The 14078-nt window shown below is 36.8% G+C and carries 11 protein-coding genes and 2 pseudogenes; 1 reads left to right on the top strand and 12 read right to left on the bottom strand.

Going from position 1 to position 14078, the window contains the following annotated elements; genetic code table 11:
• Positions 1-49: 49 nt before the first annotated feature.
• From ABWP20_RS10150 to ABWP20_RS10165, 4 genes and pseudogenes are all read right to left on the bottom strand, one after another.
• Positions 50-880: pseudogene (locus ABWP20_RS10150) on the bottom strand (reverse transcriptase N-terminal domain-containing protein); the annotation flags it as partial.
• Between the two features lie 583 nt (positions 881-1463).
• Positions 1464-4193 (bottom strand): annotated as a pseudogene (locus ABWP20_RS18470) (helicase-like domain-containing protein); the annotation flags it as partial.
• A gap of 2001 nt (positions 4194-6194) precedes the next feature.
• Positions 6195-8075 (bottom strand): hypothetical protein, encoded by a 1881-nt coding sequence (locus ABWP20_RS18475; protein ID WP_503012531.1) that lies wholly within the window; start codon positions 8073-8075, stop codon positions 6195-6197.
• Positions 8076-8262: 187 nt separating this feature from the next.
• Positions 8263-8676, bottom strand: coding sequence for a toll/interleukin-1 receptor domain-containing protein (locus tag ABWP20_RS10165; RefSeq protein ID WP_353095690.1), 414 nt, complete (start codon positions 8674-8676; stop codon positions 8263-8265).
• A gap of 16 nt (positions 8677-8692) precedes the next feature.
• On the opposite strand from ABWP20_RS10165, the gene ABWP20_RS10170 reads away from it, so the two are divergent.
• Entirely contained in the window at positions 8693-8860 is a 168-nt protein-coding gene (locus ABWP20_RS10170; RefSeq protein ID WP_353095691.1) for a hypothetical protein, read from the top strand.
• 447 nt (positions 8861-9307) lie between these two features.
• On the opposite strand, the gene ABWP20_RS10175 is transcribed toward ABWP20_RS10170, so the two are convergent.
• The 8 genes from ABWP20_RS10175 to ABWP20_RS10210 are packed head-to-tail and all read right to left on the bottom strand — an operon-like array spanning position 9308 to position 14072.
• The gene (locus ABWP20_RS10175; protein WP_353095692.1) at positions 9308-9526 is read right to left on the bottom strand and encodes a transposon-transfer assisting family protein; all 219 of its coding nucleotides are present in this window, start codon (positions 9524-9526) and stop codon (positions 9308-9310) included.
• 2 nt (positions 9527-9528) lie between these two features.
• Positions 9529-10704 (bottom strand): RadC family protein, encoded by a 1176-nt coding sequence (gene radC / locus ABWP20_RS10180; protein ID WP_353095693.1) that lies wholly within the window; start codon positions 10702-10704, stop codon positions 9529-9531.
• Positions 10705-10875, bottom strand: a complete 171-nt coding sequence (locus tag ABWP20_RS10185; protein ID WP_353095694.1) for a hypothetical protein — start codon at positions 10873-10875, stop codon at positions 10705-10707.
• Between the two features lie 4 nt (positions 10876-10879).
• Entirely contained in the window at positions 10880-12958 is a 2079-nt protein-coding gene (locus ABWP20_RS10190; protein WP_353095695.1) for a DNA topoisomerase 3, read from the bottom strand.
• The gene (locus ABWP20_RS10195; RefSeq protein WP_353095696.1) at positions 12955-13128 is read right to left on the bottom strand and encodes a hypothetical protein; all 174 of its coding nucleotides are present in this window, start codon (positions 13126-13128) and stop codon (positions 12955-12957) included. The genes ABWP20_RS10190 and ABWP20_RS10195 overlap by 4 nt, the downstream gene beginning before the upstream one ends.
• The gene (locus tag ABWP20_RS10200) at positions 13128-13322 is read right to left on the bottom strand and encodes a hypothetical protein (protein WP_353095697.1); all 195 of its coding nucleotides are present in this window, start codon (positions 13320-13322) and stop codon (positions 13128-13130) included. Before ABWP20_RS10200 ends, ABWP20_RS10195 begins: the two co-directional genes overlap by 1 nt.
• The gene (locus ABWP20_RS10205) at positions 13307-13834 is read right to left on the bottom strand and encodes a DUF4366 domain-containing protein (protein ID WP_353095698.1); all 528 of its coding nucleotides are present in this window, start codon (positions 13832-13834) and stop codon (positions 13307-13309) included. Before ABWP20_RS10205 ends, ABWP20_RS10200 begins: the two co-directional genes overlap by 16 nt.
• Positions 13824-14072: a DUF4315 family protein gene (locus ABWP20_RS10210; protein WP_353095699.1), complete on the bottom strand. Its 249-nt coding sequence runs from the start codon at positions 14070-14072 to the stop codon at positions 13824-13826. Before ABWP20_RS10210 ends, ABWP20_RS10205 begins: the two co-directional genes overlap by 11 nt.
• Between the last annotated feature and the right edge of the window lie 6 nt (positions 14073-14078).

The raw sequence follows: 14078 nt of genomic DNA on the forward strand, positions 1-14078 counted from the left end.
AGCTGTCTTCAAGTAGCTACGCTACTTGGACACGCCTTCGTGGCGCACAGTCATCAGCATATCTCACGAAATTGACTTTTGGAAAATATGTTTTTCCGTTCACCTTCCGTTTATGGTATTTATCCTTGATTGTCTTTTCTAAGCCATCAAGTACCATATTACAGATTGTCGGTGAAATGGGTGACCCCTGTGGACTTCCAAATTCTGTTGGAAACAGTTTTTGGGTTTCAATATATCCACATTTAAGCCACTTTTCTAATATTTCCTTATCCATTGGGATATTTTCTAGTATCCATTCGTGACTAATATTGTCAAAGCAACCTTTAATATCCCCTTCAAGCACCCATTTGGCTGATTTCCCTTTATTCAGGTTTTTAAAGCACTGCTCGATTGCATCTTGTGTGCATCTTTTTGCCCGAAATCCATATGAATTAGGGTCTGCTGTTGTTTCTGTAATCGGCTCTAATGCAAATTTATATAAAGTCTGCATGGCTCTATCAATCATAGTTGGAATACTTAAAGGTCTTTTCTTGCCATTTTTCTTAGGAATATAAACCCTTTTTAATGGCATTGGGTTATATCCTCTGCGTTTTAGCCTTGCTATTGCTTGATATTTGTCTTTTGGTGCTGCCCAGATTTCTCCGTCAACTCCTGGTGTGTTTTTGCCTTGATTTTCAGTAACCCTTTTTACTGCCAATGCTTTGGCATAAAAAGAGGTGGTGAGCAAGTGTTGTAATGATTTTACTTTATTTAACTTACCCTCCTGCCATGCTTTCACAATACGCATTTGTAGGTTTTTAACATAACTTTGAGCCTTGTTCCAGTCAATGCTTTCCCATTCTCTTGCCATGTCAGAAGTAGCACACGTTTTTACGTTCATTTGCTTTCTCCTTTCAAAATTCTATAAATTATCTCGTAATTAGAAACCTAATGGAAGTCTGCACCCTTTCGAGTTAGGGCAAATTTCGAACCCCTATTCACCTCATTACAAGATGGCATTCGCTTTTTCCATTTTCCTTTACCCGCACTGCTATCGGCATTCCTTACGGTCTGCTTTGCTAAAAGCAACAATACGGGCTTACCATGTTCCGCCTAATTAATAAATGATGGTTTAGGTTCTACCTCTTCGCCGGCAGTCTTATGTCCGTGTAACCCCACTATGGAAAGGGTTATCCGACTGCGTACCATTTTGGTTCAGGCTTATCAGCAACTTTAGCCTGTTCGCCTTAACGACGTTTATCAGTAGTTCACTTACGTTAACCATGCCATCGAGCCTGCTCCCTAACCGTATTGTGCTAACAGTTTTGGCTCTGCCTCACGGCTTTGCCTCAAAATAGGGCTACATTTTCATATCAGCTTACCACATTACCGTTCCAGCAATGCAGTTGATATTAGGCTCAACTAACGGAATAGTTGGTCTGGTCATAATGCCAGACAATTAATTAGGCGACTTCATGTCGCACCCACAAATACGCATCAAATGTTGCTTCTGTTACATAGCGAAAAATATCTACCTTCTCATTCATATTCCCCTGTCTTTCAATTCTTCCCGCTCTCTGGGTTAAATCTCCTGGTCGCCACGGACAATCTAAATCATGAAGTGCCACAAGACGGTCTTGAATATTGGTACCTGCACCACATTTTTGGGTACTACCAATTAGTACCCGAACATCGCCATTACGCACTTTTGCAAAGAGATCTCTTTTTCTAACTTCTGTATTTGCCTCATGAATAAAGGCTACTTCATGAGCAGGTACACCCATTGCTACTAGCTTATCCCTTATATCATCATAAACATTAAATGTAGCTCTATATTGAGCTTCCTTTTGACCTAGTCCATCTTGTAAAGCATAAAGTTCTGTGCCATTAACGGTTTTATTCCCTACCTCTGCCACCCTTTGCACTTGTGATGCCCTGCCTTTAGGTGTAGAAATGTCACAGAAAACAAGCTGAGTTAATTTTTCAGGTTTACCCCTATCCCAAATATTATAAATGTTATTGATACAGGCATTTACCTTGCTATTTTCATCGTCTGGTAGGAGTGGGTTAATAATCCTTTGGTCTAATCCTAGTTTTCTTCCATCCGACGTGATCTTTAACATATTATCAATAGTAGGGTCAACCTTATTTGCATGAACATCAGCTGCCCTATCTGATAAATCCTTTACCATCTCCTCTTGTATTTCTGTAGGTTTTACAGCAATGGTATGATAGTTTGCTTTAGGAGTAGGTAGATTTAATTGGTCAGCAGTTTTAATATCTGCAACCTCTTTAAACATTGCCATAAGTTCAGGAAGATTAAAGAATTTTGAAAATCTAGTCCTTGCCCTATAGCCTGTGCCTTCAGGAGCAAGTTCAATGGCAGTTACAGTTTCCCCAAAGGTACTTGCCCAGCTATCAAAGTGAACAAGTCCGTTTCTTTGTAATGTGTTATATTGAAGATACCTCATCATGGTATAGAGTTCAGTCATTGAGTTTGAAACAGGTGTACCTGTGGCAAATACAATGCCCTTACCACCTGTTAATTCATCCATATAACGGCATTTCATAAACATATCGCTAGACTTTTGAGCATCAGTAGTAGATAATCCTGCTACATTACGCATTTTGGTATATAAAAATAGATTCTTATAATTATGTGCTTCATCTACATATAGCCTATCAACACCCAGTTGTTCAAAGGTTACAACATCATCTTTTCTTTCTTGGGACTGTAATTTATCTAGCCTTTGTTCCAAACCCTTTTTTGTTCTTTCCAACTGTTTAACAGTAAATCTTTCACCACCACTTGCCTTTACTTCTTCAATTCCTTCTAAGATTTCATCAATCTGTTCACGCAGGAGTCTCTCCTGCCTTTCAATAGACATAGGAATACGCTCAAACTGGCTATGCCCTATAATAACTGCATCATATTCCCCTGTAGCTATCCTTGCACAAAATTTCTTTCTATTTCTTGTTTCAAAATCTTTCTTTGTGGCCACTAAAATATTAGCGGCAGGGTAAAGTCTTAAAAACTCACTTGCCCATTGCTCGGTTAAATGATTAGGAACAGCAAAGAGTGGTTTTTGACAAAGCCCTAACCTTTTACTTTCCATAGCAGCTGCTACCATTTCAAAGGTTTTCCCTGCACCTACCTCATGGGCAAGAAGAACATTATCCCCGTAAAGAATATGGGCAATGGCATTGACTTGGTGGGGTCTTAATGTGATTTCAGGATTCATACCAACAAAATTTATATGCTTTCCATCGTATTCACGAGGACGGATGGAATTAAACTTCTCATTATATTTCTTAACTAAATTCTGCCTTCTATCTACATCCTTCCAAATCCAATCCTGAAATTCATCCTTAATAGCTTGTTGTTTTTGCTGTGCCAAGGTGGTGGCATCCTTATTTAGTACGCGCTTTTCCTTGCCATCAGCATCGGTTATGGTATCATAAATCCGAATATCACGAAGGTTTAGACTATCTTCTAAAATCTTATAAGCATTGGCTCTATCTGTACCATAAGTGACATAAGCGGCTACATTATTATATCCAACGGCATTTTTATTGCTAATATTCCATTCAGCAGTAAATGGAGCGTATTTAACTTCAATTTGCCCTTGATAACGGTAGGGGGTATCAAATAATTCATACATAAACTGCTGAATATATTCCTTATCAATCCAGGTAGCACCTAGACGGACATCAATTTCAGAGGCATCTAAATCCTTTGGCTGTGCCGATTCCAAGGTTTCAACATTGATTCTATAAATATCTGATGTTTGTAGGGCAAGTTTAGCTGTTTGGAGTTTTTCCCTTACATTACCGGAAAGATATTCATCTGCTGTAACATACTCATAAGAAGTATTATTATCATAAATATTGGGAATAGGAAAGATAACACCTCTTAAATCATTGGCAAGTTCTTCTTCATTAAGTCCTGTTAACCTACTCATATACCCCATATCTACCTTTGCTTTTTCAGCTATAGATAGTGCCAATGCCTCGCTTGCAGTATCCACAGAATGGACAGATGTACGCTTTTTAATGGTACGCTTAGTAAACATATCTGCCTTCGCTTTTAGATTGCCATTTTCATCTACATCTTCAAGGGAACATAGGAGATAATAGGAGTTGTCATCACAAAAGGCAAGACTATTACCACGGCTGTTAATAAGTCCATATTTTTCCGTGAAGCTATCATAAAGCCGATTAAGGGTTTCCTGTTCCTCTTTAATAGTTTCCTCACTGTAATCCTCCAACTGGTAGCGTATAAGATTATCTACACACTCCCTCAGCTCTACCATTCCCTTAATTCTTTCCTTAGCCCTCTCATTGGTATTTGGCTTTATCATACGGGAGTTTTCACGGTAGTATATTTCACCGTCTACAAGGGTATAGGAGAAGTTCTTAACTGTTGGGTCAGCAGGGATGGATGTACCAGTATCTAATTCCATATCAGGTAAATCTATTTCTGATATACTACCTTCAATCTTTTGGATAGCCACCTTTAGCTGTTCTGAAAGGTCAGCATCTGGAAGGGGTGTACAAGTGCTTTCCATTCCAAAGGGTCCGCTTTTCATTTCCATTTTTCCTAGAATCATCTCAGAATTATTTACAAAATAGCTATTCAAGGTAATGCCATCTTCATCGGTATCAAGATGAATCCAATCCCTATCCATATCAATAGGTCTATCTCTCTTTTGCAGAAAGATAATATCGCTTGTAACCTCTGCACCTGCATTTTTAAAGGCGTTGTTAGTCAGTCTAATTGCACCTAATAATTCAGCCCTTTGTGTAAGGTATCTGCGTACATCAGGACTTTGCTTATCCATTGTTCCCTTGGAAGTGATAAAGGCAACTACCCCTCCTGGGCGGACTTTATCTAACGCCTTTGCAAAGAAGTGGTCATGTATGAGGAAGTTCAGATTGTCATATTTCTTTTCATTTAACTTGTAGTTACCAAAGGGTACATTTCCAATAGCAAGGTCAAAAAAACTATCAGGTAGTTCTGTCTTTTCAAATCCATTTATAGATATGTGGGCAGTGGGGTAAAGCTGTTTTGCAATTCTACCTGTAATGCTATCTAGTTCAATCCCATATAGATTAGAATTTTGCATATTATCAGGAAGCATACCAAAGAAACTTCCAATTCCACAGGAAGGCTCTAATATATTTCCCCTTGTAAATCCCATCCTATCCACTGCATCATATATGGCTTTAATAACTATGGGACTTGTATAATGAGCATTTAAGGTAGAGGCTCTTGCCATACTATACTCATCTTCAGATAGTAAGGATTTTAGCTGTACATATTCATTAGCAAAACTACTATTGTCCTTATCAAAGACTTCTGATAAGCCTCCCCAGCCTACATAGTGAGATAGGATTTCTTGTTCTTCTTTTGTTGCAGGACGATTTTCCCTTTCAATGGTCTGTAAGGTGCTAATGGCATTTATATTTTCTAAAAATTTCTCTCTTTTACTTCCTTGTCCTAAATCTTCATCAGTGATACGAAAGTTTTCAGCTTTTTCCTCTGATACTTCTGATTGAGGATAACGCTCTAAAAGTTGTAAAAAACTTTCCCTGCTTTCTACCCTAAGTATTGGATATAGCAAAGATGGATCACGAAGAGTTATCCTATAATCCGTAATTTCTTCAATTAAAAAAGATGTACCATTTTCTAAATATATGGTATCACCTTTTCTATAGGGAATAGGAATAATATTTTCTGTATCATCCTGTGCCATTTCTTGGCTTGTTTCTTCTTGTTTTATTCCTTCTTGCTTTGATACAGAAATAGAAGTGGAATCAATAGTTTCTTCCATAGGCTCTGCTATCTCAGGTATGGATAATGGTTCTGTTAGCCCTGCCTTATCTCTTTGTATTTCCTCGAGCCTTATCCTTTCCTCAGCAGTTATATAACGGTCAGTGGAGATAAGGTAATCAATTCGCTTGGCAACTTTACCCCAGTTTAAAAGTAATTTGTCATCCCCATCCTTACGGGTATATACAATGCCATTTGCATCGTGCATTTGGGTACTACTATCAGCTCCAGAAAGGGCATGGCTCCTACCCCCTGTACCATATTCCTGCTTTAAAAAATCCTCTTTTTCTTTAGGACTGTGAGCCTCTGTGAAAAATTCATATATACGAAATTTACCGCCTTGGATACCACTTCCACTGGTAAGTTCCTTATCTACTTCATCTTACGTGATAAACATTTTATAATCAGAAATCTCGGTAATACTTGCATTAAATTCACGTCTAGGTAGCTGTAAATCTTTAATGTCAGAAAGTAACTTTTGAGGTCTATGGAAATGGAAACGCAAAAGTTCAGGGTCTTCTTCATAGGCAGAATTAAACTGTTGTAATGATTCAATAATTATTTCTCTTTCCTTAGGATTATCTAATAACTGTGTTATATGTTTTGTTGAGTCAGGAAAGCCACCTTTAAATATTTCTTCATCAAAAAATTGGTTTCTTGCCTTATCAGAAAAATCCTGATGTAGATACCATAATGTTTGTGCAATTTCTTGTCTTTGATAGGCTCCTGCCTTATCTAATATATCCTGTGTTACAAATTGTCCATCCTTTAAAAGTTCCTCTATTCTTACTGTAACATCTGTCCAGCTAATTACTTTTTTGGAATTAGAATAAAGGGCAGTATCTCCCCTAGCTATATGAATACCATCATCATAAAACCATAAAGATACTTTTTGGTTTTCAATATAAAGTCCTTTTCCACCCTGATATTCCCTTTTTAAAAAATCTGACTTTTCTTCTAGTGCTTTTTCCTTTTGGTAGAATGAAATAATCCTTAGTAATCCATCATCCTTGTTATTCCCTGTCCTTAATATGGAGTCAATCTGATTTTGTGGCATAGAAAAAGCGGAGTAGGTAAAAGGTTTATTAATCCTTTCCTTCCCCGCTATCCTTTGTATCTGTTCTTGTTCCGTAGGAAACAGAGTTAATTGTATATAAGCTCCGTCAGTATCATTTCCTCTGCCTGTGCTTTCAGATTGTTCATGTAACCCACCCATTCCATCTGGTCTGTCATCTTGTCTGGTGGAGTCTGTGCCTTCTGTAAGTCTATCATGATTTGCTCCATCCGCCTGTTTGCCGTCTTGTCTATCTCCAACAGGTGTGGGAACAGTTTCTCCGCTAGGAGTAGAGAGTTGAATAGTGCTTTCCTGTGTTCCTGAAGATATTGTTTCCTCATTCTGCCGTATTTGCCCAGTGGAATCTGGTCTTTGTTTGTCGTCTGTCCTGCCAATTCTATGTCGGGTATCAGGTATTCCCCATTCCTTTTGTAAGTAATTTCTTTCATATTCCTCGCTCCTTTCACGCTCTGTTTTAATAATGGTAATGGCTATTTCTCTAAATATTTCCTCTGATTGCTTACTAATTGCTGTACCTAATAAGGCGATGGCATCAGCAGTGTTAAAATTAAATACAGGTAGAAAATCCTCATGTTCAAAATATCCATCAGCATCCAATCCACATCTTTTCATTAGGGTATATGCCGTACTGACAGTTGCTGCATCTTCAAAAGTCTTTTGAAGATTATCCTCATCATATTCCTCTAAAAAGCTATTTTCTATGAGATAGCCAATATCCCTTTTATGATTATTATAATACTCTTTAGACATATTTCTTGCAATCTTATAAAAGACATCAAAAAGATTATTTTCCTCTGAATGATACTTATCCTTTAGCATATCTAAAATTGGCCCTTTGTGATCTTCTTTCATATCCCAAAGATAAGGATAACGGGAATTTTCTCTGCCTCCTGTATCAGAAACATCAAAAACATATCTTAGCCTTGGAATATCAGCTGTAGTATCAAGTAGTGCGATTCCCTTTGAGCCACGGCGAACATACCTATTCATCGTGTTATTCCATAGGTCATATTCTGCACAAGCCCTAGCATCAGGTCTTTGTGCGTAAATCATTAGCTGTTCATGGTATGGATATTTATATAGCCTTCCCATAGTGGTTAGAAAACCTGTCCAAGCTTCAAGGCTTCTAGTTAAGCCTTTGGCTGTATCTTCTGCCAATTGTGCATAGGTTTGTATTTTAGTTGCCATATTAGTCCTCCTTTACTTTTTTCAAAGAAAAAAGCAACTCCCGTTAAAAAAGGAGTTGCTTTTATGTCTATGTTAATAAATAATTAGCTAATAAATTGAAATTTGCTAGGATGCAGATTATCATTATACCATTCATTTACTACTAATTTTTTACCATCAAATATTTCTCTGATTTTTCTTTTATTATTTATGAAATAACCAATTCTGCTAATTTAGCAGCAACATCTTCCATTGATTCCTCAATAGTACTTAAACCACTTCGCGAGCCAAGTAACGGACTAACTTCCCGTAAACCCTCAAAAGTCGTATTATGTACAATAGGTACAAGTAAATCACGAGCTAGCAAAGCTGAAAGCTCTTTATCTGCTATTCCTTCCCCTTGAACACGTTTAAGAAATGAGGGTGTAACCAATACAATACCAACACGAGATTTTGCCAACCCTTTATCAATTTCACGAAGTAAAGATGAGCCTAAAAGAACATCCTTTTCACTAAACCAAACAGTTACACCTTTTGATTCAAGTATATCGTGTAATTCTTTAGCTGCACCTTTACGGTCATCCCAAGCATGACAAAGAAATACATCCCGTAAATCTGGCAATTCCAAACGCTTCTCAATGTTGTTACGCACAGGAGTAAGTGTTCGAATTTCCGCAGGAGTATATAAAATGGTAGAACTAGCTGAAGACCAGCTTGCTTTTGTCTTGGTTTGTCCGCTGCTATTATTACTGCTGCTTTTAGAACTATTTGACAATGAAGAATACGGTGAAGAATATGTGGAATAAGTGTTGTAACCTCGATAGGTGCCTCCACACGCTGGGCAGTTTGCCCTTCCACTTGGTGTACGATGACCGTGAATTGGTGCTGTGCATCTTGCCATAATTTCATTCCCCCTATTTTTTTATAAAATTTATCCGTCTATGTGTGTTATTAAAATATCAATTTCTAGTTTCTTTCCTCATTATACCATTTATTTAATCATAATTCTATGTCTTTTCTCGACCCTGCTTCTTTCGAAAATTGAAAATTTGCATATTAGTAGTGAGCCATGCAAATAGTGGCAAGAAGGGATTTGCTTTATGTTTACAGATAAGCCCCCCTCTTGTCGTTATTCATAGGGTGAAGCCCGTGACTAAGATGAAGCATCACCAGAATCAAGGTGCATTATGTCCACCTACACATTCCTATTTGTTTATATCTTACTACGAAATCTAACATATCACAACAAATAGCTAATTAAAATCAGCCACTAATTCTAGTATAACATCTACAAACTCCTCATCCTTCATAGCACTTATCTTATCCATAACTGACTTTGTAAGCTCTGTAAGTTCCGTTTCATCCTGTTCTAAATGGGTCTGCATTTCCGATAGTTCTTCAAGTAAGCCTTCCCTCGTTCCTGTATTGTAGATACATATTAAATTTGTTTCTTCTACTGTAAATTTATCCATAATCATCGCTCCATTTCTGTACCTATTTGGGGTAGTTTTTTCTGCTTTTCTTTATCTATAGGTGGTTTCGCTTTAAGTTGCTTTACTATAGAAGTTTTCTTTTCTTCTCTTTCTGCCTTTACTGCATTTGCAAGATCTAATAATGAAAGATTACTACCTGCTTTTACAGCCTGTTCCAGTTCCTCCACTGTAGGTATATTATTAATTATCCCATCTATTTGATTATAATTTTGCTCTATTGATTTTTCAGTAGTTTCTAAATGGTTTTCTTGGTCTATCCAGCTAATACGCTCAATTCCAAAGATACCTTTATGATTATCTATATCCTTCAGGTCAAAAGCAATTGCCTCAGAATCATCTTCATAGAGTAAGAATACAGGTAAATTCTTTTTAAACAATTCTGTAGCTCGTTCTTTTGATAGTGGTAGCATTTCATCATCTAAGTATCCGTAGGAATTTCTATCTGCAATACTTATATTAGGGTCAGGCATGGGATAGCTATGTTCTTGCATAGGCATCATATAGTCAGATTTTATTTCCCCTACTGATTGTGATGAATCAATACCATAGGCTTCTACTGCTTCTAGTACTCCCTTAGCTTGGAAGGAATATACTTCATTTTGATTAATGCCACTGATAATCAAATGGTCTAAAACCTTAATACCTAAAAGGTTGCCAGTTTCTTTTAGCCTTCTTGTAATATTAATATCTTCTGTACTTGGGGTTAAGTCGCCTGATGGATGGTTATGGCAAAGAATTACGGAATTAGCCTTGTTAATTATGGCATTTCTAAAGACTTCTCTTGGGTGTACGATTGAACTGTTAATCGTTCCAACGGATACAACTTCATGGTCGATAACACGATTTTTAGTGTTTAAAAAGGCAACTACAAAGGCTTCCTTATCATATATTTCATCCATTACTGAATGAAAGTAGGAGGATGCCTTTTCCAGGGAGTTGATGATAGGATTTCTAGTATTGATGGTACTACTCATTCTATATAAATCAAGAAAAGCCTGATGTTTCTCCCGCTGAACTGGGGTAGCAAGAAGTTGGGTAGCGTTGTCTACCAATGAATTTAATCCTTTTCTCTCTGCATATTCTATAGCAGCATCTTCTTTTACGCCTATAATTCTTGCAAAGGCCTGAATATAACGAAGTTCATCAGTATCCCTCATTTATTCCACCTCCTGCTTATCTAGTAAATCTATGAGTAAAAATAAGTCATTTAGCTTTTCTATATCCTCTTTTTTAGCAACATATTTATTTGGATTATCACGTAGTTCCAGCAAGTTATCAGTTTCTACTTCTATATCTAAGAGGGTCTTAATTAAATTTTTAATACTCATGCTTTTATCTTCCTTTCTTTGTAGGGAACTCTATTTTAAAGTTTACATACTTACCACCATTATCATCAAGGATAACAATAGCATCATAGGTTTTACCTGTCTTTTCTGAATAACAGCCTGTAAGTTTTACCCTACCTTCTTTTAAAAGTTTGATTGCTATTTCTTTTGTCAAAGTCTTTTTCTTCATTGTAAAAAATTTATTTTCCTTCCAAAGTGCAAAGGCACAATCCTTGTTTCCACAGCAAAATCCTTTCCTATTTTCTACTACATTTCCGCCACATCTAGGGCATTTACCGATACCTTCTTCATTAGATGGAAATAGATTATCTGTCCCCTTTATTATTTCATAGGTTTTTACAAGGCTTTCTATCATTTCATTGATTTCCTGTAAAAACTCATCTGGAGAAAGACTACCCTGTTCAATCTGTTTTAGCTTTTCTTCCCACTCAGCAGTCAGTATAGGTGATTGGATGATTTCTGGCAAAATAGTAATAAGGGACATACCTTTATGTGTAGGAATAAAATGTTTAGTTTTTTTATCCCCTTTACGCTGTGCAAATCCTGTCTTAATAAGCTTTTCTAAAATTCCTGCACGGGTGGCAGGAGTTCCAATACCTTTTCTCTCCATATCCTCCAGTGCATTATTGGCATTTTCCATAGCAGAAAGCAAGGTATCATCTGTATAGTGTTTTGGCGGGCTGGTTTTACCTTCTTTGATCGATGCTTTTGCAGTAAATACTCCTCCTTGGGAAATTGGTGGTAGGGCTTTATCCTTATTAACTTTAGTTGGTTTCTTTTTGTTTTTGGGATATAAGTTTTCAACTGCTTTAAATCCATCTGCAAGGACTGTCTTGCCCTTTGCAGTAAATATGGTTTCATTACATTTTGCTGTTATAGTGGTTTCAGCATAACGGTGATTATCTCCTACGGCACAAATTAAGCCTATGGCAACCATCTTTAATATTTCCTTTTCTCCAAAGGGCAGTGAATGAATATCATAGTTTTCAATACCCATCGTGGTAATAATTCCGTGATGATCACTTACCTTACTGTTATCAATTACCTGTTCTATATTTATGGGTAGGTTAGTATCTTGGGATAAAAATATCCCTGCATTGATATTTACCAAGGCAGGGATATTATCTTTCATATCTTCTGTTAAATAACGGCTATCAGTACGGGGATAGGTAACAAGTTTTTTCTCATAAAGGCTTTGTGTATATTCAAGAGTCTGATTAGCAGTAAAACCTAATTGCCTGTTTGCTTCCCTTTGCAAAGTAGTTAAATCATATAGCTTTGGTGGTTTTTCTGTCTTTTCTTTTTCCTCTACCTTTTCTATGGCAATACTTTGTCCATTGCAGGATTTACAAAGTGTTTCAGCCATCTCTTTATCATTTATCCTCTCACTTGAAAGAATGAAATCCCCACAATCCAGTTCTACAATATAAAATGGTTCTGCTTTAAATTCTGAAATGTTTACTTGTCTTTCTACTATCATGGCAAGAGTTGGAGTCATTACCCTACCTACATTTAGGGTCTGTCCATAAAGAACAGAAAAAAGACGGGTTGCATTAATCCCTACAATCCAATCTGCCTTAGCCCTACAAAGTGCTGAATGATATAAAAGCTCATAGTCTGCCCCATTTCGTAGATTCTCAAATCCCTTGGCAATGGCACTTTCCTCCATTGAAGAAATCCATAATCTTTTAATAGGTTTCTTGCATCTTAATTTCTCATATAACAATCTAAAAATTAATTCTCCTTCACGCCCTGAATCCGTAGCCGCTATAATTTCTTTAATTTCTGTTCGATTCATTAATTGACCAATGATTTTCATTTGCTTTTCCTTACCCTTTGAAATAACATACTTCCAGTTTTGCGGTAAGATAGGTAAATCTTTATACTGCCACTTGGCATATTTTTCATCATAATAATCAGCAGGGGCAAGTCCAACCAAATGCCCCACGCACCATGTTACAATGTAACCGTTACCTTCCATATATCCATCTTTTCTACTATTAGCACCTAAAACAGCTCCTATACTTTGGGCTACAGATGGCTTTTCTGCAATAACTAGCCTCATCTTTTTCCACTTCCTTCCTTTGGAAGAATAATCAGTTTACGATATTTAAGCTTATCATTTATACCATTACTTACATTCTTACTTTTTTGGGCTGGAGTTTCTTTCCCCTGCCTGTATCTTGGTCTTTGCGTCATCATCCGTTCATAAATGCTATCAGTAAAATAGGCCACTAAATATCAACCTCACTTTCATCTTCATCATCAATTTCTGTTTCATATTCATAATCATCATCTTCATCATCCTCAAAGTCATAATCATCAAGGATGGTATTTCCCTTAGTATTAGGCTTGTTTTTTAACACTTTGAAATAATAAATGCCACCACCTGTCATACCTACTATCAGTAAGACTAAGATACTGCCCATGCCCTTATTTTTTCCTTTTCAGGTTCAGGGGTAGATGTAGAAGTTAATGGCTTTCCTGTACATTTAGTAAGGTCATTTCTACAAAGGGAACAATTAGGGTCTATTTTTCCTTCCTCACAAAGATTAATACAGTTACATCTCTGTGGTGTTTCTTGCTGTTTGGGTTTATCTTCCTCAATTAAGGCAAGTAAATCTTCTTCATCTACAAGATTAAGGAAATATACATTTTGCCTATCTCCTGCTCGGTCAATAACTAGGTAGAAATAGTTACCATTCTTTGAAACAACAGTAACGAATTGTTTATTTTCTGCCTCTTCTCCTGAAATATCGTCTACTAGAGTTAAATTTCCATCAGGCGTAAGAGAAGTTGGATTAGACTTTACTGGCTCATTAACTTCTGGAATAGTTGGTATTTCTTCTTCACCACCTCCTGCAAAGGCTACTGTTGAAAATGTAGTAAAGCAAAGCATAATTGTAATTAAGGTAGCCAATATGCGGCTCTTATTCCTCATGACTTCTTTCCTCCTCTTTTTCAATTAAAAAAGACGCATCACCTTTTTCACGATACGCCTTTAAAAATATAGCAAGTTCACTGGTATTCATTTTTGTACCACGGACAAGTTCCACAATTTCCGTGTTTTCAAGTTCTGTTTTCTGATTTTCAAGTTGTCTAAGCTTACTTTGTAACTCAGATATCTTTTCCTTTGTTTTCTTAATATCTGAAATAACTTTTTGTTTTTTCTTACTCATTAAATC

This window comes from Tissierella praeacuta (assembly GCF_040396155.1).
Lineage (GTDB): Bacteria > Bacillota > Clostridia > Tissierellales > Tissierellaceae > Tissierella > Tissierella praeacuta_A.